Genomic DNA, 23,880 nt, shown 5'->3' with positions numbered 1-23,880 from the left:
CCCCTTGAAAGGCAGACCAGAGATGTCATCACCGCACGTCCTCAGCGGTCGGCGCGGCCAGGTGGCTGCGGCCGCGCTGGTGGCCGCCACACTGCTCAACGCGGCCATGTTCGGCGGTACCGGCGCCACCGCGTCCTCACACCGCGAGGCACCGCTCATCGCCGGTGACCCGGCCGTGGACAACACGGACCTGTACGCGTTCGTCAGCCCCGACCACCAGGACACCGTCACGCTGGTCGGCAACTGGTTCCCGTTCCAGGAGCCCAACGGCGGCCCGAACTTCTACCCGTGGGCGCAGGACGCGCAGTACGACTTCAACATCGACAACGACGGTGACGCCAAGGCCGACATCGTGCTGCGGTGGCAGTTCCACACCGACGACCGCCGCAAGAACAACACGTTCCTCTACACCAACGGCGCCGTCGACTCGCTCGACGACGAGAACCTGCTGTTCCGCCAGCGCTACGACATCGAGGCGATCTACGAGAACGGCCAGAAGGTCAAGCTCGTCAGCAACGCCCCGGTCGCGCCGTCACCGAACGGGCCGGCGTCCATGCCGGACTTCAAGAAGCTGCGCGACCAGGCGACCGTGGCGATCCCCGGTGGCGGCAAGGTCTACGTCGGACCGGCGGAGGACTCGTTCTTCCTGGACCTGCGGGTGTTCGACCTGCTCTACGGCGGCAACCTGAGCGAGGTCGGCCAGGACACCCTGCGCGGCTACAACGTCAACACCATCGCGATCCAGCTGCCGAAGCAGGCGCTGGCGCTCAAGAACGACGCGAACCGCAACCCGAACATCGGCATCTGGAGCACCACGCAGCGCCGCACCATGAAGCTCTCGCCCGGCAAGGCGGAGGCGGTCGGTGACTTCGTGCAGGTATCGCGGCTGGGCAACCCGCTGGTGAACGAGGTCGTGGCGCCCGCGGGCCTCAAGGACGCGTTCAACGGCCTGCGCCCCGACCAGGACGCCGGGGTGAAGGAGCTCGTCGACCGGGTGGTGAACCCGGAGCTGCCGAAGCTCGTCGAGGCGATCTACAAGATCCCGGCGCCTCAGGGCCAGCGCGACGACCTGGCCGAGATCTTCCTGACCGGCATCAGCACGAAGATCGGCGCGCAGATCAACGCCGACCTGAACTCGCAGATCAACAACGCCGACGTCGACAAGAACAAGTTCCGCCCGGCGGAGATGCTGCGGCTGAACATGTCGATCGCCCCCAACGCGAACCCGAACCGGCTGGGGCTGCTCGGCGGTGACACGCAGGGCTTCCCGAACGGGCGCCGGCTCACCGACGACGTCATCGACATCGGCCTGCAGGCCTTCGAGGGCGCGGCGGCGTCCGGCAAGCTCGTCGAGGCGCTCGCGGCCGGGGACAAGGTCGACCAGAACGACCAGGCGTTCGAGGCGGCCTTCCCGTACGTGGCCCTGCCCCGCAACGGCGCCGCCGTCAACGCCTCCGGCAACACCGCGGAGGTCGCGGTCGCCCCGGTCGGCCGGATCGGCAACCTCGACCCGATGGCGATGACCACCGCGGTCGGCTCGGCTCTCGTGTTCGGCGCCGGCTTCTTCCTGTGGCGCAAGCGCCAGGCCCACATCCGCAAGTACGGGTCGCACTCGAAGTGAAGTACCGACAACGGCAAGCCGTCGCGGTGGGTCTCCTGGTCACCGCGGCGTTTGCCCACCTCGCCGCCTCCGGTCCTGCCGACAGCAGGGCCGGGGGCGAGCCCCCTGTTCCCGTGGTGGCGCAGCAGAACCAGATGCACCGGGTGGTGCACCAGCTGCAGCAGCGCCTGCACCGGGTGCCCGACGACAGCTCGTCGTGGGCGCAGCTCGGTGCGTCCTATGTGGAGCTCGCCCGCGTGACGGCCGACCCGTCGTACTACGCCAAGGCCGAGGGCGCGCTCAAGAACGCCGGTGACACGGGCCTGGCCGCGGTCGGCATGGGCACGCTCGCCAACGCCCGTCACGACTTCCACGCGGCCCGCGACTGGGCCCTCCGGGCCATCACCGCGCTGCCCAGCTCCGCCGAGGCGCACGGCGTGCTGGCCGACGCGCTGACGCAGCTCGGTGACGACGCGGGCGCGCAGGACGCGGTGCAGAAGATGCTGGACCTCAAACCGAACACGGCGTCGTTCGCCCGCGCCTCCTTCCACCTGGAGCTCCACGGTGACGTCGACGGCGCCCGCGACGCGATGACGCGCGCGCTGACCGCGGCCGCGACGCCGGAGGAGGTCGCGTTCTGCCGTTACCGGCTGGGCGAGCTCGCGTTCGACCACAACCGGCTCGACGAGGCCGCCCAGCACTACGAGCAGGGCCTGGCGGCGAGAGGAGACGACATGACCCTCACTCAAGGCATGGCGAAGGTCGCGGCGGCACGGGGCGAGGTCCCGGTCGCGATCGAGCAGTACCGCAGGCTCGTGGCCCGCGCTCCCCTGCCCCAGTACCTGCAGGAGTACGCGGAGCTGCTCGCGGCCGGTGGCAGGACCGAGGAAGCGGCCGAGCAGTACGAGGTGCTGTCGGAGCAGCAGCGGTTGATGGAGTCGCAGGGCGCCTCCGACGACCTCGCCGCGGCGCTGGCGGCGGCCGACCGCGGTGACGGCGTGCAGGCGCTGCGCCGGGCCGAGGCCGAGTGGGGCAAGCGGCAGAGCGTGTTCGTCGCCGACGCGATGGCGTGGGCCCTGCACCTGAACGGACGGGACGCCGAAGCGTTGACCTACGCCGACCGCGCCGCCTCGCTGGGCTGGCAGAACGCGACGTTCTCCTACCACCGCGGCATGATCCTCGCCGCGCTCGGCCGGGTCGCCGAGGCGCAGGAGGCGCTGGTGCAGGCGTTGCGGCTGAACGCGAGCTTCTCCCCGCTGCACGCGCTCAAGGCGGGCCGCAAGCTCGCCGAGCTGCGGGGCGGCCGGTGAGGTACGCCGTCATCGGCGCCTTGCTGATCGCCGGCTTCTTCGGCATCCAGGGTGAGGCGTTCGGGCACCCGCTGGGCAACTTCAGCGTCAACCACTACCACGGCCTGCACCTGCACCCCGACCGGATCGACCTGCGGTCCGTCGTGGACGTCGCGGAGATCCCGACGCTGCAGGAGAACCTGAAGGACCGCGACGCCGGCCGCTGGTGCGACGAGCTCGCCGCCGCCGAGAGGTCCACGGTGGACGGGCGCAGGATCACCTGGACCGTCTCCAGTGCCACCAAGCAGCACCCGGTCGGCCAGGCCGACCTGATCACCACCCGGCTGGTCTGCGAGCTCACCGCCAAGGTCGACCTCGACCGCCCGGCGCGCCTGGAGTTCCGCGACGGGTCGAACACCGACCGGGTCGGCTGGCGGGAGATCACCGCCGCCGGCACCGGGGTGAGGCTCACCGGCTCCTCCGTGCCGACCGAGAGCATCAGCGACGAGCTGCGCTCCTACCCGGAGGACCTGCTCAGCAACCCGCTCGACGTCCGCGCGGTCACCTTCACCGCCCAGCCCGGGTCGGGGTCGGAGCCCAAGCAGGCCACCGGTTCCCCGGTCCAGTCGTTCAGCACGACCGCGGCGGCCCTCAACGACATCCTCGGCAGCGACGAGCTCACGCCGTGGCTCGGCTTCCTCGCGCTGCTGCTCTCCCTCGTGCTCGGCGCCTCGCACGCCGCGTTGCCAGGACACGGCAAGACCCTCATCGCCGCCTACCTCGCGGGCCGTCAGGGCACACCGAAGGACGCCTTCGTCGTCGGCGCCTCGGTCACCGCGACGCACACCGGTGGTGTGCTGGTGCTCGGCCTGGTCATCAGCGCCTCCAGCGCGCTGGCCGGCGAGCAGGTGCTCCGCTGGCTCGGGCTGGTCAGCGGGGTGCTGATCACGGGCATCGGCGTGGTGCTGCTGCGCTCGGCCCTGACCCGCGAACCCGCTCTCGTGGGCGCCGGCGTGGGCCACGGGCACGGACACGGCCATGGGCATGGACACGGGCACGGGCACGGGCACGGGTACAGCCGGGCGAGCCTGATCGGCATGGGCGCGGCCAACGGCCTGGTCCCCTCCCCCTCGGCCCTCGTGGTCCTGCTGGGCGCCATGGCACTGGGCCGCACCTGGTTCGGCGTCCTGCTCGTCCTCGGCTACGGCTTCGGCATGGCCGCCACCCTCACCGGCGTCGGACTGCTGCTCGTGAAAGCCCGCGGCCGCGTCGAACGGCTTTTGGACGGCCGTCCCACAAAGCTGCTGTCTCATTACGCACCCGTGGGCACAGCGGCGATGGTGATCGTGGTCGGCGCCTGGCTCACATTGCAGGCCGCCTGAATTACATCAATGTGAGAAGGGCCCGGATTCATCTGAATCCGGGCCCTTGTCCGTTTGGTTCCCTACATGTTCGCGACCACGAACGCCTTGCCCTCGCCGTTCTCGATCGCCACCGACTTCACCTGGTCGAGCGGGACGCTGACCATGCCCCGCACGGTCACCCCCTCGACCCGCCCCTTCTCGCTCGAGGTCCACACGTGGGCCTCGGACTTCTTGCCGTCGGCACCGATGACGACGAGCTTGCACTTCTGGGCTGCGGGCAAGCCGTCGATCTTCGCGGTGACCAGGTAGCGGTCCTGCGACGACGGGGCGACCTCGGCGACCAGCTTGATCGCACCAGCGGTCCCCTCGCCGGAGCGCGACGCGGAGATCGACGTGTCCGGTGTCCGGTCCTGCAGGAACACCGCACCCCCGCCGAACGCCACCACCGCGGCCACCGCCGCGGCGGCGAGGTAGCCCGGCCAGCGCCGGGGCTTGGCGTGCTGGGGTTGCGGGAACTCCTCCGCCGGCCGTGGACTGGCTCTCGGCTGCGGGTCGGCCGCCCGCTGCTGCGGGATGACCGACTCCTGCCGGATCTGCCGCAGCGCGCGCTGCAGCACCAGGTCCGACGGCTTGGGCTGGTCGGAGTCGAGCTCGTGCAGGAAGGCCTCACGGGGCACCTCGTCGAGCGCCCTGCGGATCCGGTGGAAGTCGGCGACCTGCGCACGGCAGGACGGGCAGCCCCGGAGGTGCTGCTCCACGCCATGACTCTCGTGCGCGTCCAGAACGCCGAGCGCGTAGCAGCCAAGTGTGACCGCATCGTGCGCGCCAGCTGTCATACGACCTCCTCGTCGTCCCGAATCCACCCCCGCGGCGAAACGGTGTCACAAGGAAAACGGGCAGATAGGAGTGCTTGGTTCAGCGCGCGAACGATTTGAATCCGATTGCCCATAACAATGGCATTACGTGACCACCCGACTCCCGTTCACCGGCGTGCTGAGCTGGGCATTTCACTCGATCGGCCGACTCAAGGCGCACAAGATCGCTACTGGCACGTCTCTCGACGAACCAGCGGTCGTTCTTCCGACTCGATGAACACCGCGAGGCCGTCCAGCACGCGGGCGAGACCGAACTCGAACTCGTCCAGCGGCCGGTCGTACCCGCCAGCGAGGTAGACGTGGGTCATCATCGGCAGCCGGTCCGGGGTGAACTGCTCCCACAGCGAGTCCATGCCCGACCACCAGGCCTCTTCCGACACGCCGGTCTCCCGTTCGACCTTGACCCGCTCGGCCATGGACCGGCCGACGCCGTCGACGAACTGGCCGACCGTCGTCACGACCGCCTGCATCTCCTCCGGCAGCAGCCCGAGGTCGGCGACCACGGCGAGCGCCGCGTCCGCCCGCGTCATCGCCTCCGGGCCCGGCATCCGGCGGGTGGCGCCGAGCTGCACCACCCACGGGTGCGCGCGGTACATGCCCCACAGCTGCCGCGCGAAGAAGTCGAGGCCTTCGCGCCACGGCACCTTCGGGGTCGGTTCCGTCTCGCCCCACGCGGTGTCGAACATCAGGTCCAGCAGCTCGTCCTTGCCCGGCACGTGCCGGTAGAGCGACATCGCGGTGTTGCCCAGCGTCTCGGCGACCCGGCGCATGGTGAGCGCGTCGAGCCCCTCCGCGTCGGCGAGCTTCATCGCCGCCTCGACCACCCGCGACCGGCTCAGGGCGGCCTTGGGCCCTCTGGTCGGCTCCGCCGGCGATTCCCACAACAGCCGGACGGACCGGTCCCGGTCGCTCTGCTTCACCCAGCCCCCTCGTTCACAACGCTTGCATGTGAATCGTAGAACCGTGTACAACGTACACCTGGTTTACGTTGTACACAGTTAAGCCACACGGGGGTGAGGTCGTGGGACACGCGGTGCTCGCGGAAGGCCTGCGGAAGAAGTTCGACAAGAAGGCGGCGCTGGACGGGTTCGACCTGGCGGTGCCGGCCGGGACGGTGTGCGGGCTGCTCGGCCCGAACGGCGCCGGCAAGACGACGGCGGTGCGCATCCTGGCCACGTTGCTGCGGCTCGACGGCGGCCGGGCCGAGGTGGCCGGGCACGACGTCGTGCGGAAGGCGCCGGCGGTGCGCAGGCAGGTGGCGCTGAACGGTCAGCAGTCCACCGTGGACGACGTGCTGACCGGCAGGGAGAACCTGGTGATGTGGGGGCGGCTCTACCACCTGAGCCGCAGGCAGGCGGAGGCGCGCGCGGACGAGCTGCTGGCGCAGTTCGGGCTCGTCGACGCGGCGGACAAGCGGGCGAAGTTCTACTCCGGCGGCATGCGGCGGCGCCTGGACCTGGCGTCGAGCTTCATCATGCGGCCGTCGGTGCTGTTCCTGGACGAGCCGACGACCGGACTGGACCCGCGCAACCGCGGTGAGGTCTGGCGGGAGGTGAAACGGGTGGTCGCCGAGGGGACGACGGTGCTGCTGACCACGCAGTACCTGGACGAGGCCGACCAGCTCGCCGACCAGATCGTGGTGATGGACACCGGGAAGGTGGCCGCGCAGGGCACCCCGGACCAGCTCAAGTCCAAGCTCGGCGGCGACCGGATCGAGGTCGTCGTTCGCACGGCCGAGGAGCTGCCGGTCGTGGCCGGCGTGCTCGGGCAGGACGCCGAGGTGGACCCCGACGCGTTCCGGGTGAGCGCGGCGGTGGGCGACCGGGTGGCGGCGCTGACGCGGGTGACCTCCGCGCTGGCGGCACGCGGGGTGGAGGCGGAGGACATCGCGTTGCGGCGGCCGACGCTGGACGAGGTCTTCCTGGCGATCACCGGCCACAAAGCCGTCGAGACCGCGGAGGTGGGAGCGTGAGCGCGGTGAGGTTCGCGGCGGTCGACTCGTGGGTCGTCGCCAAGAGAGACCTGATCCACTGGGTGCGCGAGCCGGTCAGGGTGTTCGCGAACCTGGCCTACCCGGTCATCTCGGTGCTGATCTTCGGGCTGGTGTTCGGCAGCGCGATGAACGTGTTCGGCGGAGGTGACTACATCGAGTTCCTGATGCCGGGCATGTTCGGCCAGACCATCGCGTTCGGCGTCGGCACCACGATGATGATGGTGTCGATGGACGCCGACCGGGGCGTGACCGACCGGTTCCGCGCCTCGCCGATGTCGCAGACCGGGGTGGTGGCCGGGCGCAGCATCGCCGACCTGGTCAACTCGTCGCTCGAGCTGCTGGTGCTGGCGCTGTGCGGGCTGGTGATCGGCTGGTCGTTCGACAACGGGCTGCTCAACGCACTGCTGGCGTTCGCGTTGTTCCTCTGGCTGCGGTTCGCGCTGGTGTGGATCGGCATCTACCTCGGGCTGCTGGTGAAGCCGGAGGCGGCGCAGGCGTCGTGGATGTTCCTGTTCCCGCTGACGATGTTCGCGAACACGTTCGTCTCCCCGGAGCTCATGCCGGGGTGGCTGCGGGTGGTGGCCGAGTGGAACCCGCTGTCGTCCACGGTGGCCGCGGCGCGCGAGCTGTTCGGCAACCCCGGTGTCGGCGGTGACTCCTGGGCGGCGCAGAACTCGTTGCTACTGGCTGTGTTGTGGCCTGCGGTGTTCGTGGCGGTCTTCTGGCCGCTGTCGGTGCTGAAGTACCGCAACCTCAGCCGCTAGGAGGCTGGTCCGGAACTGGCCCGTGAGCCACTGCGCCAGCAGCTCACGCCAGTTCCGGACCCGCTCCAGCTGTTCGGGCCGCAAGGTCTTGTCCTGCTCCCACTCCCGCCAGTCCTCGCTCGCGAGCCAGCCGATGCAGCCGGCGATGCGGTGCACGCGGAGCAGGAACGGGTCCGGCATGTACCCGTACCCGGTCCAGAACGCCTGGGGCAACGTGGTTCCGTGCAGGTAGAGGTGTTCCTCGAACGCGGCCAGCTCATCGAGCGGGTTGCCCTGGCCCGGGTTGTCCCAGTCGATCAGCGTGGCTCGCCCGTCGCCGACGATGATGTTGTAGAGGTTCACGTCGTTGTGCAGCAGGCCGACGGCGTGGACCTTGGCGAACGCCGCGCCGATGCTGCGCCAGACCTCGTCGGACACCGGCAGCGCGTCCGCGAGCGGACGGCCCTCGACGTACTCGACCAGCACGTCGCCGCGACCGTTGTACGCCAGGACCTCCGGTGCGCCGGGCACGACGAACTTCGGCAGGTCGCGCGCGACCTTCGGTTGCCGCAGCACGGCTTTGCGCCCGTCGGCCAGCGTCACGAGGTGCAGGACGTTGGTGAGCCCCTCGCCCTGCAGGGGCTCGACGCGGACGGCGGTCTCCAGCAACGGGAACAACACCCACCTCCAGTGAGGACTGGTGTAACACACGAGGCGTCGGAGGGATGTGAGCCGGGCGCGGCCGGCTCGCGCACGCCCGGCTCACCGTCCTAGCTGGACCAGAGGTCGCACCGGTGGTCGATCGGGGCGACCGGTGCGGTGGCGAACGACCGGACCTCGTGGCGGCTCCAGCCGGGATGCCCGGTCGCCGCGAACCGGCTCCACACCCGGACCATCTCGGCGCTGAGCCGCTGCTGCTCCCCGGTCAGCTCGACGCCGCCGTAGCGCAGCAGGAACGGCAGCTCCGAGCCGTGGTAGGCGCCGTAGTCGAACGCGGGCATGCCCGGGAAGATCATCGGCGGGTTCGGCTCGGCGAACTCGTAGCCGAACGCACGGGTCTGCCTGCGCAGCTCGTCCGTGGTGCAGGCCGAGGTCATCGCGGTGAGGGCGGCGGAGAGCCGCACCCGTTCGTCGCCACCGCGCGGTGGGTAGGCGGCGAGGATCCGCTGGGCCTTGGCGGCGCCGAAGCCCTCCACGAGCGCCTGTTCGTACGCCGGGGCGTCGAGCGGCGGGTAGTACATCGCCACGAACACGGTGAGCTCGTCGCGGGTGGTGCCCGCGAGAACGGGGACCTTGTGGAAGTTCCCCTGCCGCAGCGCGGTGATCGGGTTGTCCGGCAACGCTTCCGTGCCGTACGCCGGTGACGGGAACAGCGGGGTCAGCTTCTTGACCTCCGCGGTCGGCAGGCCGCGCAGGCACGCGATGTCCGCACAGCCGTGCGGTGCCGTCCTGCCGGTCTCCTCGACCTGCTGCCGGGGCACCCACGTGTGGTGCACCTGGTTCTCGCCGGCCGGGATGCCGAGCTGGCAGGGTCCACTTTGGATGATCGCGCGGTGGAACAGGCCGCGCGTCCTCGGTGCCGTCAGCTGCGCGCACGTCGACAGCCCGCCCGCCGACGCGCCGAACAGCGTGACGTTGTGCGGGTTGCCGCCGAACCGCGGATGTTGCGCCGCACCCAGTCGAGCGCGGCCTGCTGGTCGGCCAGCCCGAACGCGCCTGACCCGGCGAGGCCCGGATGGCCGAAGTACCCGAACGCGCCGAGCCGGTAGTTGAACGTCACCACGACGTTCCCGGCGCGCACCAGCTGGTCCACGCCGTAGTCGGACCCGGCGCCGCTGGTGAAGCCGCCGCCGTGGACCCAGACCAGGACCGGCCGGTTCCTGGCGTCGTCCGGCCTGGTGACGTTGAGGTAGAGGCAGTCCTCGGCGTCGCTGGCCGGGCTGCCGAGTCCTTCGTCCTGCGCACAGCGCGGACCGGGCCTGGTGGCGTCGCGGACGCCCTGCCACGGCGTGACCGGCTGCGGGTCACGCCACCGGTTCGCGCCGACCGGCGGCGCGGCGAAGGGAATGCCCTGGAACGAACCTCGAGCACCCGACACGAGACCGGTGTCGGTGCGGATGATGTCGCCACCGGCGTGCGCCGGGGCCGTGAGAGCGAATGCGGCGGCTACGGCCGCGAAGATGGTTGTGGTTGAACGCATGTCACGCTCACCCTAGCCGCGGCCGCAACCGGTTTAGACGGCGGTCTTCCTCCTGGCCAGCAACCGGGCCGCGATCGCCGCCGGCACGTACATGAGCACCCCGTACACGGCGGGCGGGACCGCCATCGTCTCGTCGTTCAGCACGGTGAGCGCCAGCGTGATCGCGATCGTGGCGTTGTGGATGCCGATCTCCATCGCCGACGCGATCGACTCCTTCTCGCTGACCTTGAACGCCCGCGGCACGTAGTACCCGATGGCCAGGCTGAGGACGCTCAGCAGCAACGCCACCGGCCCGAGCGTGCCGATGTTGTCGAGCAGCTGCCGGTACGCCTGCGTGATCGCCGCGATGATCACCAGCACGAGCACCACGACCGACGCGATCCGCACCGGCTCCTGCATCGTGAGCGCCCACGCCGAGAACCTCCTGCGCACCCACATGCCGATCACCACGGGCACCAGCACGATCGCGAACACCTGCACGAACTTCGCCGGCTGCAACCCGACCGCCGCCTCGTCGCCCATGAAGTGCGCCATGCTCAGCCCGACCACGACCGGCAGCGTGAACACCGCCAGCACGGAGTTGATCGCGGTGAGCGTGATGTTGAGCGCCACGTCCCCACCCGCGAGGTGGCTGAAGAGGTTCGCCGACGTCCCGCCCGGCGAGGCCACCAGCAGCATCATCCCGACCGCCAGCACGCCCTTGAGCCCGAACGCGAGCACCAGCCCCAGGCAGATCGCCGGCAGCACCACGACCTGGCAGACCAGCGCGATCACCGCCGCCTTGGGGTAGCGCGCCACCCGGGTGAAGTCGCCGGTCGTGAGCGTGAGCCCGAGGCCGAACATGACCAGGGCCAACGCCAGCGGCAGGAAGATCTGGACGACGAGCACGGCGGCCTCCGCGGATGTCCGGCTTGTGCAGGTTGATCTGTTCCGCAGATCCTGGCGTTACGCCGCCACGAGCGGAAGCCCCGTTCCCCGGCAAACTGGGCACGTGCAGCTCGGCGTGTTCACCCCAGGCGACCTCGATCCACACGGGATCGTCGACCTGGCGATCGCCGCCGAGCAGGCGGGCCTCGACGTCTTCGCCGTCGGCGAGCACCACAACCCGCCGTACAACTCCTCCTCCCCCGCCACGCTGCTCGCGTTCGCCGCCGCGCGCACCACCCGCATCCAGCTCTCCACGGCCACCACGCTGATCACCACGAACCACCCGGCCCGGCTGCGCGCCGAGTACGCCACCCTGCACCACCTGGCGGGCGGGCGCACCGACGTCGTTCTGGGCCGCGGCAACACCGCGAAGGTGTTCGGCTGGTTCGGTCAGGAGATCGAGTACGGCCTGCAGCTGACCCTCGACCACTACGCCGAGCTCACCGCGGACTGGCCGGACCGGCCGTACCTCTGGCACGCCTGCACCCGCTCCCCCGAGATCGCCGACCTGGCCGCGGCCAACGACGACGGCCTGTTCGTGTTCGCCTCCCAGACCGAGCACGTCGCCCGGTACCGCGACCAGGCGGCGCACCCGAGGCTCGGGGTCCTCGCGCGGACGCTCGACGAGGGGCTGGCGCTGAACCCCGACCGGCTGCTCGTCCAGGTCACCGCTCCACACGACTTGGCGACGCTGACCTGAGCGGCGTGTCCAGCCTCGCCCGGCCACCGCTGTTCGCCCGGCTCGAGCCGGCCCGCACCGTCCTGGTCGCAGGGGCGGGCGGCGGCTTCGGCGTGTTCGCGGGCATCCCGCTCGGCGTCGCGCTGAGGGACCAGGGCAAGCGCGTGCACCACGCCAACCTGACCTTCACCGAGCCCGACCGCCTCGACGCCTGGGTCGAGCCCGGCCTCGCCGCCATCGCCCCGGACACCACCGGTGAGGACGCGTACTTCCCCGAACGCGAGCTCACCCGGTTCCTCGGCGACACCGTGCACGCGTTCCCGCGCACCGGCGTGCGCCCGCTCCGGGCGGCCTACCGGACGTTGGTGAGGCGGCTGGGCGTCGATGCCGTCGTGCTGGTCGACGGCGGCGCCGACATCCTGTTGCGCGGCGACGAGAAGCACCTCGGCACGCCGGTCGAGGACATGATGAGCCTCGCCGCCCCCACCGGTCACTTCCGCACTGAGACCACCACCGCGATCACCAGGACCAGCACCCCGACCGCCACGGCCGAGCCGAGCACCCACGCCGCGTAGACCGCGAACGCCACGAACTCCGACCCGATCCCGGCCACCGACGTCACCGTGGCCCGCGCGTCCGTGTCGATCCGGTGCTGCAGGTCGGTTTCGACGTGCACGAGCACGAACCGGTACAGGCCGTAGAACAGTCCCAGCAGGACGATCGCGACCGGCACCGCCAGCACCGCCGCCAGCAGCAGCACCGCGCCCGAGGCGAACAACACCCAGCCGCGCCACGGCAACCGGCCGGCCAGCGACGCACCGGCCGCACCCATCAGCGGCACGCCGATGGTCGCCATCGGCACCCACACCGTCGGCACGGACCAGTCCTGCGCCAGCAGCGTGAAGTACTCCTCGAAGGCGTCGATCGCGAACACCAGCGACACCGCGATCACCGCGCGTTTGACCGGCACGGACTCGCGCAGACCGGTTCGCAGCGTCGCGAGGTAACCCTCCTCTTCGGAGGACTCGCGCTCGGGTTCCGGGAACCGCAGCGCGATCACCGAGGAGAGCAGGCACATCGCCACGCTCGCCCACCCGGCCAGCTGGTAGCCGCCGAACGAGAACAGCGCCGTGGCGACCACGGCGACCGGCACCTGGGCGACCAGCTCGACTGTGTCGACGCGGGCGTTCACCCGGCCGTAGGACTCCTCGTCACCGTTCGCCGCCAGCCCGTCGTAGAGCAACGCCTCGAACGCGCCCGAGGTCAGGGTCCCGCCGAGGCCCCACAGCACGAACCCGGCCGCGAAGCCCCAGAACGACGGGAACACCACCCACGCCGCGTACCCGAACGCCTGCAGCACACCGGAGGCGACCAGGCAGCCGCGCCGGGAGAACCGGTCGGCGATCGCGCCCGACGGCACCTCGAAGACCACCGCGGTGGTCGACCAGATGGCGAGCAGCACCGAGATCTGGGCGTCCGACAGCCCGCTGTCGGCGAAGAGCAACGCGTACAGCGCGTAGATCGGGATGAGGTGCGTGCACCACGCCCACGCCGTCGCGGTTCTGGTCAGATCACGTGAAGATCAATGTCGTCGTCGCATGGCACAAGGGTAAGCCGTCAGCGCCACCGATTAAATGGCGCTGACGGCTCGTGGCCGATCGGGAACCGGCCGTGTTCGAAGACCGGCTGCGGTCAGAAGCCGGCGGTGATCTTCGTGAACGCCAGCTCGGCCTGCGGGATGCCGGAGCAGTGCGCGGCCACCTGGCCGTCGCAGCCGCCGCGGTCGCGGTTGACCGACCAGAAGGCCAGGCGGCCCAGGCCGTTCGACTTCGACCAGTTCGTGATCGCGGTCCAGTCGTCGACCGTGGTGAGCTCGCGCTGGTCGGACAGGCCGTTCATGCCGGAGATGCCGACGTGCTTGAACGCCTCGGCGTCGCTCCACCCGAAGGTCGACCTGAGCTTGTTCTTCAGGCCCGTGGCGGCACCGATCGTGTCGGCGCGGACGTTGGTGCTGGCGAAGTTGAACGGCATCAACGTGAACACGTCGATGTTCGCGCCGAGCGCCTTCGACTGGTCGATCAGCCGGTTGCCCCAGTACTCGGGACCGGTCTTGGAGGTGCCGATGGTGACGATCGTCTGCAGGCCGGGGTTGTTCTGCTTGACGATCTTCAGCGCGCCCAGGATCCGGTCCTGCACCACGGCGTTCTCGAACTCGTCGGAGTTCTCGATGTCGATGTCGATCGCCTTGAGGTTGTAGGCGCTGATCACCTGCTGGTAGGCGCCGGCCAGCGCCTCCGCGGACGAGCAGTTCGGGCCGAGCTTGTTGCCGCTCCAGCCGCCGAACGACGGGACGATGTCACCACCGGCCGCGCGGATCGCGTTGATCGCCTGCTGGTCGATGCCGCCGGTCAGCGCGCGCTGGCCGTCCCACGCCGGGGTGCAACCGCCGCCGGAGAGCACGAACGCGAGCGTGAACCACTTGACGCCGGTCTGCGCCATGACCTGGGTGGGGTTCTGCGCGTTGCCCCAGCCCACGTACAGGTAGGGCGCGCCGCGGCCGGTGCCGGGCAGCGGCGGGTTCGACGTGGTGGTCGTCGTCGTGGTCGTCGTGGTGGTGGTCGTCGGGCCGCCGGTGCCGTCGCAGGACGCGCCGTTGATCTTGCAGTTCGTCGGCGCGCCACCGGAACCGCGGACGGTGAAGCCGAAGCTGGTCGAGCCGCCGACGCCGACGCTGCCGTTCCAGCTGTTCTTCACCGTGACGTTCTGGCCGCTCGCGGTGTAGGTGCCGTCCCACAGCGACGCGATCGACTGCCCGCTCGGCAGCGTGAACTCGACGGTCCACGACGAGAGCGCGGACGTGCCGCCGTTGGTGATCGTGTACTTGGCTTCGTAGCCGCTGCCCCAGTCGGACGTCTTCGCGAACGCCGCCGTCACGCCCGTCGCACCGCTCGCGGGAGCGGCGAGCACGCCTCCGACCACGGCGGCGACCGCCACGCCGATGGTCAGGAACTGCCAGCGAAATCTCTTCATGGTGCTCCTTCACGTGCAGGGATACGTGATGGCGAGCACGTTAACTGGTCTGGACCATTGGTTCAAGAGTGTGAACGCGGTTATTGGCGTGCGGCTGTGAGAACGCTCCCCTAGGTTCCCGCGTGATGAACGCCGAAGAGATCGCCCGCCACATGGCCACCTGGTCGGTCAGCCCGCGGGCGCAGATCGTGCAGACCCGCTACCGGCAGCAGCTGGCCGAGGTCTGGCAGGTGCGCGACGGCAGCAGGGTCCTGGAGATCGGCTGCGGCCAGGGCGACATGACCGCGGTGCTGGCGGACCTCGTGGGTCCGAACGGGACGGTCGTCGGCATCGACGTCGCGCCGCCCGGCTACGGCGGTCCGGTCACCGTCGGCGACTCCGCCCGGCACCTGCTCGCCGGACCGCTCGGCGCGCGGATCGACATGCGGTACGAGACGGACGTGCTGACCGACGCCGTCGGAACCGGTTACGACCTGGTCGTGCTCTCCCACTGCTCCTGGTACTTCGCCTCCGCCGACCTGCTCGGACGCACGCTGGAGAAGGCGCGCGAGCTGGGTGCACGGCTGGGCTTCGCCGAGTGGGACCCGGAACCTGTGGCGGTGACCCAGTTGCCGCACCTGCTGGCCGTGCTGGCCCAGGACCGGATCACCGGTGACACCGAGCTGAACGTGCGCGCGCCGCTCACCCGTGCCACGTTGCTGGACGCGGTGGAGCGCAGCGGCTGGGCGGTCGAGCAGGTGTCCGACGTGGACACCAGCGCGTTGCAGGACGCCGACTGGGAGGTCGCGATCGCCCTGCACGAGGCACCGGACGGGCTCGCGAAGGAACTGCTGAGGCAGTCGGCGGTCAAGCGCGGCAACGTGCCGTTGCCCGCCTACGCGTTCACAGCACGCTAGTCCGTTCCATGTCGTCGCGCCGGCGGTCTTCCAGGAGCTGCCGCAACGCCAGCGTGGCCTGGCGTTGCTCCTCCACGAGCTTCGTGAGCCACGAGCCGAAGTAGAGGAACCCGCCCACGCCGATCAGGCCGAGGCCGAGCACCCCGCCGGACACCACGTACGGCATCTGCTCCCACACGTACCCGGTGTGCGCGACGCCCCACCAGGCGAACAGGATCGCGGCGATCCCGGCGGTCATCAGCATCGTGCCGACGAGGCCGAGGCCGTTGCGCATCCGGGAGCGGCGCCGGTCTTGGATGGTCATCTCTCACCCGTTGCGCAGGTCGGGGACACCGGTGGGGTGTCCGGAGGGACAGGGGGCGCCGCCGAGCAGGAAGGCGCCGAACGACCGCATCCCGAACGCGCCCGCGGCGGCGACGCCCAGGCCGGTGAGCACCAGCAGCGCGGGCACGCCGGGGAAGTCGAGGAGGCTTCCGGGCCCCGATCGCGCGACCTGGGCCACCGGTGGTGTCACGCCGGGTGGGTTGATGCCTGCGGCGGGTGGTGTGCCGGGCAGTGGCGCCGGTGGGGCGTCGAGCGCGGGCGGCCCGACCGGGGGTGCCTGCGGGACGGGGTTGTTGTCCGGCGGTGTGAGGGGTGCGGCGACGGTGGCGTTCGCGACGGCCTCGGTGTCGCCGACGACGATCTCCATCTTGTCGAGCGGGTTCAGCAGCGGCGCGAGCTCCTCGGGCAGCAAAGGCGCGACGATGCCGTCGAGGATCCCACCGAGACCGAGCCTGGCGCGCAACGCCTTCACGTCCACGGCGAGCGCGAGGCCGCGTGACTTCGCGGTCGCCGACGTGCCCTCGAACTTCGTGGTCGACTCCGGCCAGGTGAGCGTGACCCCCAGCGGTGCCAATGCCTTCAGGAGTGCTTCCGGCGGGGCGTCGGGTGCGGTGATCGGGAACTTCTGACCCAGCACGGTGACTTCGGCCACGGAGAACGCACTGGTGCCGCTGCCCTTGTTGCCGTCGCTGACCGCCACCGACTCGAACCTCACCCCGGACAGCACCACGAGCCCGGACAGCAGCGTGATCGTCTGCACGGACGTGACGGCCGTGGACCGCGCCTCGGTCGCCGTGACCGCGCTTGCACTGGTCGACGCGAGCCCGTCCAGCGTGACGAGGAACGGCACCTCCTGCCGTGCCCCGGCGAACGACTCCGCCCTGGCCGCACCGGCCTGCGCGCGCATGCCGGACTTCTCCTCCCCGGCCGGCCCGCCGGGGTGCGCCGCGTTGGCCTGCACCGGGTAGGCGAACCCGAGCAGCTGCGGCAACCCGGTCCCGACCGCCGCACCGGGCCACAGCGAGCTCGCCAGCGACCGCCCGATCGGCCCCGACCCGAGCTCGGTCTGGGTGTAGGAGAGGTGGACCTCGCCCTGCGGTTCGGCCGGCACCGGCAGCAGCTGCGTGTGCAACAGCACCGACACCGGCGTCGCCTTGGCCGACAACGTGAACCCGCCGATGTCCGCCTTGGCCGGCGCGGGGAACAGCAGGAGCAGCACCACGACGAGCGCGAACCTCATGACGTCCCTCCGAAGTAGACTTCCGCCAGGTCGCCCTCGACCATCTCGCCGTGCGCCATCACGACCACCTGGTCGGCCACGGCGGACGCGGTCTCGGCGAACTGCTCGACGACCAACATCGTCACACCGGTCCCGGCCAGCTCCCGGACCACCTCGTACAGCTCGGCGACGATGACCGGCGCGAGCCCCATCGACAGCTCGTCGACCACCAGCACCGCCGGTTCGGTGAGCAGCGCACGGGAGAACGCCAGCATCTGCTGCTCACCCCCGGACATCAACCCGGCCAGCTGCTTCTGCCGCGCCTTGAGCTTGGGGAACCTCGCGTAGACGACCTCGGGGTCCCCGCGCATGAGCCGCAGGTTCTCCGCCACCGTCAGGTTCGGGAAGATCGCCCGGCCTTCGGGGATCGTGCACAGCCCGGCCCGCGCGAGCTCGTCGGGCGCGGCGTCGTTGACGTGCACGCCCTTCAGGTGGACATGCCCGCTCGTCGCCCTGATCTGTCCACTCAGGATTTTCACCAGCGTCGACTTGCCCGCGCCGTTGGGCCCCAGCAACGCCGTCACCGTCCCGCGCGGCACGCTCAGCGAGACCCCGCGCAGCACCTCGATCCGGCCGTACCCGGCGTGGACGTCCATGAGTTCGATCATGGTTTCGTTCATCCGAGGTACGCCTCCCGCACTCCGGCGTGCGCGCGGATCTCGTCCGGTGTGCCACTCGTCAGCAACCGCCCCAGGTTCAACACGTGCACGCTGTCGCAGTAGCCCATGACGAGGTCCATGTCGTGCTCCACCAGCACCACCGCCCGCCCCTCGGCCGTTAGCTGCCGCAACAGCTCCCCGAACGCGTCGGTCTCCTGCCGGTCCAGCCCCGAGGACGGCTCGTCGAGCAGCAACAGCCGCGGGTCCGTCGCCAGCGCCCGAGCCAGCTCCAGCAACCGCGCGGTACCGGTGGGCACGGTGTCCGCCTGGCTGCCGGCCCATTCCGCAATGCCCACCCTGCTCAACAACTCGTCGGCGAGCTTCGGCGACCGCCGCCGGCTCTCCAACGCCACCACGACGTTCTCCCACACGCTGAGCGACCCGAAGACCTCCAGCCGCTGGAACGTCCGCGCCACCCCCATCCGCGACCGCTGGTGCGGCCCCTTCGCCGTGATGTCCGCCCCGTCCAGCAGAACCCGGCCGGACGACGGCTTCCGCAACCCGCTGACCACGTCGAACAACGTCGTCTTGCCCGCACCGTTGGGCCCGATCAACCCGGTGATGCCGGGCTCAACGGTGAGCGTGACGTCATCGACCGCGGTCACCTCACCGAAGCGAACCGTCACCCCGTCAACCTGCAACGCGCTCATGCCCACCCCCAGCCACCACCGCGCACCGCTGCACCCACACCCCGAGTTGCCACCGCGCCGCCGCCACGACCGCCGCAGCCGCACCCCACGCCGCCCTCATGCCCGCCGCCACGACCACGCCCGGTAGAACCAGCTCACCAACCCGTTCGGATCCCGCGCCAGCCCCGCCGCCGCCACCCCCAGCAGCACCACCGCCACCCCCGCGAACGCCGGGAACCCGCTCTGCAGCACCGGAAGCAGCATCAGCAGCACCCCGCCGAGCAGCGCGCCGGACACCGACGTCACCCCGGCGATCACCGCGAACAGCAGCAGCGGCAGGTTGTTGAACAGCTGGAAGTCGCTCGCCGCAACGGTTTCCCGCAGCTGCGCGAACAAGCCGCCGGCCAGCCCCGCGATGGCGGCCGACAGCGCGAACACCCCGACCCGCACCCACCGCACGTTCATCCCCAGCGTCGCGCACGCCGCCGAGCTGTCCTTCACCGCGATCATCCGACGCCCCAGCCGCCCGCGCCTGACCGCCAGCACCCCAGCTCCGACCAGCGCGAACACCACCGCCGCCAGCACCAGCTGACCGGCGGGCGAGCCCACCAGCCGCGGCACCTCCAAGCTTCCGCGCACCCCGAAAGCAACAGGCGACTGCAGCACCAGCTTGTCCATCAGCTGCGCGAACCCCAAAGTGGCCAGCGCCAGGTACAACCCGCTCACCCGCAGCACCGTCAACGCGATCAACGCCCCGACCGCCGCCGACACCAGCGCCGCCAGCAGCAGCGTCAGCGGGGACGTGCCCAGGCGCGCGACCACCACCGCGCCCACGCCGACGAACGTGAACTGCCCCAGCGACACCACTCCCCCGTACCCGGTGAGCAGCACCATCGACAGCAGCACGATCCCGAACACCAGCCCCAGCGCCAGCTGTGAAGCGACCACTCCGTCGGTCAGCAGCGCAAAAGCGATCACCACGCCGACGAACCCCACCGCCGCGACGAGGGTCGTCAGCCCGTTCGGCACGGAAAGCCCGCGCGACCCGCGGACACCACCGATCCGCAACGGCGACTGCGGCATCACCAGCAGCACCACGAACAGCAGCAACGCCGGGATCGCCGCCCGGAACGAGATCCAGAACGGCGACGACGGCAGGTACGCCACCGCGTACGACTGCACCAGCCCGAGCCCCAACGCACCCACGAACGTCAACGGCAGACTGCGCAGCTTGCCCACCAACGCCGCCGTGTAGGCCGTGATCACCAGCAACGTCATCGTCACGTAGTCCAGCTGCACCACCGGTGTCAGCAGGATCCCGCCCAACGCCGCCAGCGCCGACCCGATCGCCCAGCTCAGCGCCGACAGCCGGTGCGGGCGGGCCCCGTACAGCGCGGCCAGCTCCGGCGCGTCCACGCACGCCCGCATCGCGAGCCCGGTCCGCATCCGGTTCAGCAGCACGTACAACCCGCCCGCCACCAGCACCGCGCACGCCAGCGTCACCAGGTCGTGCCCACTGACGAACGACTGTCCGATGTGGACCCCGAAAGCATCCAGGAACGGCCGCACCGGCCGCGCCGCAGGGGGCCAGACCACCTGCGCCACGCCGATCAGCCCGACCAGCACACCGACACCGGCGACCAAGGTGATCCCGACCGGCGCACCCGCGAGCCTGCGCATGATGAACCGCTCCACCACCAACCCGAACAACGGCGCACACCCGCCGACCACGATCAGCAAAGCGAGCCACTGCGGCAGCCCGCGGTTCTCGGCCAGCTCCCAGTACAGGAACGCCATGACCATGCCGATCGCGCCGTGCCCGACGTTGAACACCTTGGACGTGCTGTAGGTCAGCACCAGCCCGCTGGCCACGACCGCGTACGCGCCGCCCGTGACCAGGCCGAAGACGGTGTAGGCCAGCAGCGCCGTCATCCGCCGACTCCCGTGTCGATCAACGAGCCGCACGAGTACCCGGACGCCGGCGCGAGCCTGGTCCAGGTGCCGCCCTTGAGCCGCACCAGGGTCATGCAGGCCGAGGTCCGCTTGCCGCCGACGTCCTGCGGCGCGACCATCCCCTCCGCGGTGAACTCGCGCACGCCGCGCACCTGGTCGAGCATCGCCTTGCGGGTCAGCTGCGGCCCGACCTTCGCCGCGCTGACGACGAACAGCCGTGCCGCCGCCCACGCGAACATGCCGAAGTAGGACGGCGCCGCACCGGGCGCGACCCGGCCCAGCCACTGCTTGTAGAGCGCGACCTGGGGGTTGTTCTCCTCGAACAGCGCGCCGTTGGTGTAGACGACCGTCCCGTCGACCGTGGCGCCGCCCTGCCGGACGTACTGCGGGTCGTAGGCGCTCGGGTCGGTGATGAACGCCTCCGGCGTGAACCCCTGCTGCCGCATGGCCTGCTGCAACCGCACCGCGTACTGCGCCGACCCGATCCAGTAGACGATCTTGGAACCGGTCTCCTTGAGCTTCGCCACGTACGGCGCGTAGTTGACGTCGGTGATGTCGATGGCCTGCGAGTAGACGAACTTGATCCCGCGCGCCTCGGCGGCCTTCTGCATGCTGCGGGCGTTCTGCGCGCTCGCGTCGGCGTTGAGGTACAGGTACGCGGCGCTCCCGACCGCACCGGGGAAGGCCGACTTCACCAGGTCCGGGCCCGCCGACGACACCAGGTTCACGACGTTGGACGCGGCGCCGAAGCTGACCGGCGTGCGCTGCCGCTGGGCGGTGACGGTCGAGGCCCGCAGGTCGGGGATGCCGCAGCCGGTCGCCGCCGGACCGCCGCCCTGGTCGAACGCCGACATCGACCCCACCAGCGCGAACGCCTGCTCGCACGCCTGCGCCGTGGCCTGCTGGTCGCCGCCGCTGTCGGTGCGCGAGTCGAACGACACCAGCTTCAGCTTGCGCCCGCAGATCGCGCCCTGGGTGGCGTTGAAGTACTCGACGAACGCCTTGGTCGCCTGCTGCGCCGACTGGAAGATGCCCGGCACCGGGCCGCTGATGTCGGAGATGTTGGCGATGGTGATCTCGCCGGCCGTGACGCCCTTGTCCGTCGCGCCACCGGTGCCCTGGCAGCCGCCCGCGATGCTGCCCGGCGGGTTCGGCTGCTTGTCCGGCTGCTGCGGGTTGTGCTGAACCTGTCCCGGCGCGTTCTCGGTGCCCGGTACCGCGCCGGGGTCGGTGGCACCGGCGTCCTGGCCGGGACCGACGGCGGCCCCGGCCCGGGGCGCGACGAGTGCCGCGCGCTGCTCGTCGGTGATCCTGCTGCCGCAGCCCGCGACCAACGCGCACGTCGCCAGCACGATCAGTGCAGCCCTGGCTCGCATGCGGTCGAACGCTAGGGGCCTGCATCGGTCCAGAGGGCCGTGCCCGCAGGCCGAACCACCCGTCTGGCCTACAGCATTTTTAGAACACGTTCTACCAGGACTAAGACTTGAAACAGGTCGTCAGGCATCTGCATACAAGTATTGCTACAACACGTTCTCACGAGAGGGGAGATCCACTGCGGACGCGCGGCACCGAGCCGCCCACACCCGTTCAACGAGCGAGGCGGCCCGGACGTGACGCTTCAGCTCACGACGGCGGCAGCAGCTCCGGCCACCGCGGCCGGATGACGTCCCCGGACGACTGCCCGCGCAGCCGCCGCACCACCCACGGCACCACGTGCTCACGGGCCCAGCGCAGGTCCTCCGCCCGCCGCAGCCGCCGGTCCACCAGCGGCGCGATGTCGAGCACGGTCCGCGCCAGCGAGTGCTGCACGCCGAGCCCGTCCAGCACCGAGATCGCGACCTCGCGGTGGCCGAGGGCGTTGAGGTGCAGCCGGTCGACGGACCACATCCGCCGGTCCCGCAGCTGTCGCATCGACCACATGTCGACCAGCACGCACGCGTGCTCGGCCGCGATCGCGCGCACGTGCTCGTTGTAGATGGCCACCCGGCCGCGCATCTTGCGGAACACCGGGTCGTCCGCGCCGTCGACGCCGGTGAACAGGACCACGCGCGCGCCCGCGACCACGCACCGCGCGACGGCAGCCCGGTAGCGCCGCATCAGCTCGTCGATGTTCACCTTCGGGCGCATCAGGTCGTTCCCGCCCGCGTAGAGCGACACGAGGTCGGGCTTCATCGCCAATGCGCGGGGCAGCTGCTCACCCAGCACCTGCGGCAGCAGCCGGCCGCGCACCGCGAGGTTGGCGTAGGTGAACTCGGGGTCGGCCGCACCCAGCACCTCGGCCACGCGGTCGGCCCAGCCGCGCACACCGTTCGGTCGACCGGCGTCGTCGTCGCCCACTCCCTCGGTGAACGAGTCCCCCAACGCCACAAAACGCTTGCTCATGGCCACCACGGTAGGTCGCGGGCACCTGGCCGGGTTGCGCGGGGGCATATAACGGTTCGATAACGCCGGGGTCTCGAACTGAGGCGCAGTCCCATTGCCGGCCGTACTCCAGTTCGTGCGACTCCCCATGAACTTGGCAAAGCCGACGCGACTACTGGCCGCGCTGGCCGGCTGCGCGCTGGCCGTGCTGCTCGGCACCGGGAGCGCGATCGGCCAGCCCGCCACTCCCCCCGCTCCCTCCACCCCCATCTCCACCCCGCCGCCCGGCAGCGGCGGGACGGGCGACGAGGTCGTGCAGACGCAGTGGGGGCCGCTCGGGCCGGCTGACCGGGACTTCATGAACCGGGTCAAGCAGGCGGGGCTGTGGGAGAAACCCGCGGGCGACAAGGGCAGGGCCAAACGCCCGGACCAGCCCAAGATCCTCGAGGCCTGCAAGCACCTCATCGAGGGGCACACGCTGCTGGACAACGTGGTGAACAGGGCGGGCGTGCTGCTCGGCCACACGTTGCCCGCGGAGGCCTCCGACGAGCAGAAGGGCTGGCTCGCCGAGATGGACGCGGCGAACGGCGACGAGTTCGACGCCGTCTTCGCCAACCGGCTCCGAGCGGCGCACGGCAAGGTCTACGCCTATGCCGCGCAGATCCGGGCGGGCACCAAGAACGAGCTCATCCGCATCCTCTCCACGCAGGCGATGATCACCGTCTTCGACCACATGAAGGTGCTCGAGGACACCGGTCGGGTCGACTTCGCCGGACTGGAGTCACCGAAACCGCTCGCTCCCCCCACGGCCGCCTCCGGGGCGCCGGAACCCACCGGGGACGCGGCGGGCGAGGAGAACGAGGCCTCGGCCAACCCCACCGACGGCGTGATCCCGACCGTGCCGGAGGGCACCAGGTTCACCCGCACCGCGGAACAGGGCGTGTTCGGCGACAACAACGGCGTCTTCTTCGGCGCGATCGCGGTTCTCGCCCTCGCACTCATCGGAATGCGAATGATCTCCCGATCGAAGAAGAAAACGCGCCACAACTCCCGCTCTTACTGATCACACACCGAGTTCA

At 70.5% G+C, this 23,880-nt stretch carries 22 protein-coding genes and 2 pseudogenes; 9 read left to right on the top strand and 15 right to left on the bottom strand.

What is annotated here, in order from left to right:
* The first annotated feature begins 22 nt into the window (after positions 1-22).
* From BBK82_RS29050 to BBK82_RS29040, 3 genes are read left to right on the top strand one after another with little or no spacing between them, the layout of a single operon-like run.
* Positions 23-1,621: a DUF4331 domain-containing protein gene (locus tag BBK82_RS29050; RefSeq protein ID WP_065917836.1), complete on the top strand. Its 1,599-nt coding sequence runs from the start codon at positions 23-25 to the stop codon at positions 1,619-1,621.
* A gap of 26 nt (positions 1,622-1,647) precedes the next feature.
* Positions 1,648-2,910, top strand: coding sequence for a tetratricopeptide repeat protein (locus tag BBK82_RS29045; protein ID WP_237047636.1), 1,263 nt, complete (start codon positions 1,648-1,650; stop codon positions 2,908-2,910).
* Complete coding sequence (locus BBK82_RS29040; protein ID WP_237047635.1) at positions 2,907-4,271, top strand: nickel/cobalt transporter; 1,365 nt, start codon at positions 2,907-2,909, stop codon at positions 4,269-4,271. Before BBK82_RS29045 ends, BBK82_RS29040 begins: the two co-directional genes overlap by 4 nt.
* A gap of 62 nt (positions 4,272-4,333) precedes the next feature.
* On the opposite strand, the gene BBK82_RS29035 is transcribed toward BBK82_RS29040, so the two are convergent.
* The 3 genes and pseudogenes from BBK82_RS29035 to BBK82_RS29030 all read right to left on the bottom strand — a co-directional run bounded on the left by BBK82_RS29035 (position 4,334) and on the right by BBK82_RS29030 (position 6,048).
* Complete coding sequence (locus tag BBK82_RS29035) at positions 4,334-5,011, bottom strand: anti-sigma factor family protein (RefSeq protein ID WP_065917834.1); 678 nt, start codon at positions 5,009-5,011, stop codon at positions 4,334-4,336.
* A gap of 3 nt (positions 5,012-5,014) precedes the next feature.
* Positions 5,015-5,089 (bottom strand): annotated as a pseudogene (locus tag BBK82_RS56820) (hypothetical protein); the annotation flags it as partial.
* A gap of 206 nt (positions 5,090-5,295) precedes the next feature.
* Complete coding sequence (locus BBK82_RS29030) at positions 5,296-6,048, bottom strand: TetR/AcrR family transcriptional regulator (protein WP_065917833.1); 753 nt, start codon at positions 6,046-6,048, stop codon at positions 5,296-5,298.
* 101 nt (positions 6,049-6,149) lie between these two features.
* On the opposite strand from BBK82_RS29030, the gene BBK82_RS29025 reads away from it, so the two are divergent.
* A complete protein-coding gene (locus BBK82_RS29025) occupies positions 6,150-7,100 on the top strand; it encodes an ATP-binding cassette domain-containing protein (protein WP_065917832.1) in 951 nt (316 codons plus the stop codon).
* Positions 7,097-7,885, top strand: a complete 789-nt coding sequence (locus BBK82_RS29020) for an ABC transporter permease (protein ID WP_065917831.1) — start codon at positions 7,097-7,099, stop codon at positions 7,883-7,885. The genes BBK82_RS29025 and BBK82_RS29020 overlap by 4 nt, the downstream gene beginning before the upstream one ends.
* On the opposite strand, the gene BBK82_RS29015 is transcribed toward BBK82_RS29020, so the two are convergent.
* From BBK82_RS29015 to BBK82_RS29000, 3 genes and pseudogenes are all read right to left on the bottom strand, one after another.
* On the bottom strand, positions 7,802-8,545 hold the full coding sequence (locus BBK82_RS29015; RefSeq protein WP_065917830.1) for a BUD32 family EKC/KEOPS complex subunit: 744 nt from the start codon (positions 8,543-8,545) through the stop codon (positions 7,802-7,804). The two genes, BBK82_RS29020 and BBK82_RS29015, sit on opposite strands and share 84 nt — an antisense overlap.
* Before the next feature lie 89 nt (positions 8,546-8,634).
* Positions 8,635-10,064 (bottom strand): annotated as a pseudogene (locus BBK82_RS56380) (carboxylesterase/lipase family protein).
* A gap of 33 nt (positions 10,065-10,097) precedes the next feature.
* Positions 10,098-10,952, bottom strand: coding sequence for a bile acid:sodium symporter family protein (locus BBK82_RS29000; RefSeq protein WP_237047634.1), 855 nt, complete (start codon positions 10,950-10,952; stop codon positions 10,098-10,100).
* A 103-nt stretch (positions 10,953-11,055) separates the two neighbouring features.
* On the opposite strand from BBK82_RS29000, the gene BBK82_RS28995 reads away from it, so the two are divergent.
* On the top strand, positions 11,056-11,691 hold the full coding sequence (locus tag BBK82_RS28995) for an LLM class flavin-dependent oxidoreductase (RefSeq protein WP_065917827.1): 636 nt from the start codon (positions 11,056-11,058) through the stop codon (positions 11,689-11,691).
* Between the two features lie 5 nt (positions 11,692-11,696).
* Positions 11,697-12,245, top strand: coding sequence for a DUF1152 domain-containing protein (locus BBK82_RS28990; RefSeq protein WP_065917826.1), 549 nt, complete (start codon positions 11,697-11,699; stop codon positions 12,243-12,245).
* Here the strand turns inward: BBK82_RS28990 and BBK82_RS28985 are convergent.
* The gene (locus BBK82_RS28985; RefSeq protein WP_237047633.1) at positions 12,161-13,174 is read right to left on the bottom strand and encodes an MFS transporter; all 1,014 of its coding nucleotides are present in this window, start codon (positions 13,172-13,174) and stop codon (positions 12,161-12,163) included. The genes BBK82_RS28990 and BBK82_RS28985 overlap by 85 nt on opposite strands.
* A gap of 188 nt (positions 13,175-13,362) precedes the next feature.
* Entirely contained in the window at positions 13,363-14,700 is a 1,338-nt protein-coding gene (locus BBK82_RS28980) for a cellulose binding domain-containing protein (RefSeq protein ID WP_065917824.1), read from the bottom strand.
* Positions 14,701-14,825: 125 nt separating this feature from the next.
* Here BBK82_RS28980 and BBK82_RS28975 point away from each other — a divergent pair, with 125 nt between their 5' ends.
* Complete coding sequence (locus tag BBK82_RS28975) at positions 14,826-15,596, top strand: class I SAM-dependent methyltransferase (RefSeq protein ID WP_065917823.1); 771 nt, start codon at positions 14,826-14,828, stop codon at positions 15,594-15,596.
* Here BBK82_RS28975 and BBK82_RS28970 read toward each other — a convergent pair.
* The 7 genes from BBK82_RS28970 to BBK82_RS28940 form a co-directional block, all read right to left on the bottom strand.
* Entirely contained in the window at positions 15,583-15,900 is a 318-nt protein-coding gene (locus BBK82_RS28970; RefSeq protein ID WP_154697569.1) for a hypothetical protein, read from the bottom strand. The two genes, BBK82_RS28975 and BBK82_RS28970, sit on opposite strands and share 14 nt — an antisense overlap.
* Before the next feature lie 3 nt (positions 15,901-15,903).
* Positions 15,904-17,160: a choice-of-anchor P family protein gene (locus tag BBK82_RS28965; protein WP_065917821.1), complete on the bottom strand. Its 1,257-nt coding sequence runs from the start codon at positions 17,158-17,160 to the stop codon at positions 15,904-15,906.
* The gene (locus tag BBK82_RS28960) at positions 17,157-17,807 is read right to left on the bottom strand and encodes an ABC transporter ATP-binding protein (protein WP_218920354.1); all 651 of its coding nucleotides are present in this window, start codon (positions 17,805-17,807) and stop codon (positions 17,157-17,159) included. The genes BBK82_RS28965 and BBK82_RS28960 overlap by 4 nt, the downstream gene beginning before the upstream one ends.
* A gap of 8 nt (positions 17,808-17,815) precedes the next feature.
* Positions 17,816-18,508: an ABC transporter ATP-binding protein gene (locus BBK82_RS28955; protein ID WP_065921432.1), complete on the bottom strand. Its 693-nt coding sequence runs from the start codon at positions 18,506-18,508 to the stop codon at positions 17,816-17,818.
* 96 nt (positions 18,509-18,604) lie between these two features.
* Positions 18,605-20,419, bottom strand: a complete 1,815-nt coding sequence (locus BBK82_RS28950) for an ABC transporter permease (RefSeq protein ID WP_065917819.1) — start codon at positions 20,417-20,419, stop codon at positions 18,605-18,607.
* Positions 20,416-21,816, bottom strand: a complete 1,401-nt coding sequence (locus BBK82_RS28945) for an ABC transporter substrate-binding protein (RefSeq protein ID WP_065917818.1) — start codon at positions 21,814-21,816, stop codon at positions 20,416-20,418. The genes BBK82_RS28950 and BBK82_RS28945 overlap by 4 nt, the downstream gene beginning before the upstream one ends.
* A gap of 247 nt (positions 21,817-22,063) precedes the next feature.
* On the bottom strand, positions 22,064-22,822 hold the full coding sequence (locus tag BBK82_RS28940; protein ID WP_154697568.1) for an SGNH/GDSL hydrolase family protein: 759 nt from the start codon (positions 22,820-22,822) through the stop codon (positions 22,064-22,066).
* A gap of 127 nt (positions 22,823-22,949) precedes the next feature.
* On the opposite strand from BBK82_RS28940, the gene BBK82_RS28935 reads away from it, so the two are divergent.
* Positions 22,950-23,864, top strand: a complete 915-nt coding sequence (locus BBK82_RS28935; RefSeq protein WP_065917816.1) for a DUF4142 domain-containing protein — start codon at positions 22,950-22,952, stop codon at positions 23,862-23,864.
* Positions 23,865-23,880 lie beyond the last annotated feature (16 nt).

It is taken from the genome of Lentzea guizhouensis, assembly GCF_001701025.1.
In the GTDB taxonomy this organism is placed as follows: Bacteria; Actinomycetota; Actinomycetes; order Mycobacteriales; family Pseudonocardiaceae; genus Lentzea; species Lentzea guizhouensis.
This window is presented reverse-complemented; position numbering and strand designations above follow the sequence as displayed.

Coding starts and splice junctions, on each gene's coding strand:
- BBK82_RS29050 (WP_065917836.1), top strand. CDS start 23: ATGTCATCACCGCACGTCCTCAGCGGTCGGCGCGGCCAGGTGGCTGCG.
- BBK82_RS28980 (WP_065917824.1), bottom strand. CDS start 14,700: ATGAAGAGATTTCGCTGGCAGTTCCTGACCATCGGCGTGGCGGTCGCC.
- BBK82_RS28975 (WP_065917823.1), top strand. CDS start 14,826: ATGAACGCCGAAGAGATCGCCCGCCACATGGCCACCTGGTCGGTCAGC.
- BBK82_RS28970 (WP_154697569.1), bottom strand. CDS start 15,900: ATGACCATCCAAGACCGGCGCCGCTCCCGGATGCGCAACGGCCTCGGC.
- BBK82_RS28965 (WP_065917821.1), bottom strand. CDS start 17,160: ATGAGGTTCGCGCTCGTCGTGGTGCTGCTCCTGCTGTTCCCCGCGCCG.
- BBK82_RS28960 (WP_218920354.1), bottom strand. CDS start 17,807: ATGATCGAACTCATGGACGTCCACGCCGGGTACGGCCGGATCGAGGTG.
- BBK82_RS28955 (WP_065921432.1), bottom strand. CDS start 18,508: ATGAGCGCGTTGCAGGTTGACGGGGTGACGGTTCGCTTCGGTGAGGTG.
- BBK82_RS28950 (WP_065917819.1), bottom strand. CDS start 20,419: ATGACGGCGCTGCTGGCCTACACCGTCTTCGGCCTGGTCACGGGCGGC.
- BBK82_RS28945 (WP_065917818.1), bottom strand. CDS start 21,816: ATGCGAGCCAGGGCTGCACTGATCGTGCTGGCGACGTGCGCGTTGGTC.
- BBK82_RS28940 (WP_154697568.1), bottom strand. CDS start 22,822: ATGAGCAAGCGTTTTGTGGCGTTGGGGGACTCGTTCACCGAGGGAGTG.
- BBK82_RS28935 (WP_065917816.1), top strand. CDS start 22,950: ATGAACTTGGCAAAGCCGACGCGACTACTGGCCGCGCTGGCCGGCTGC.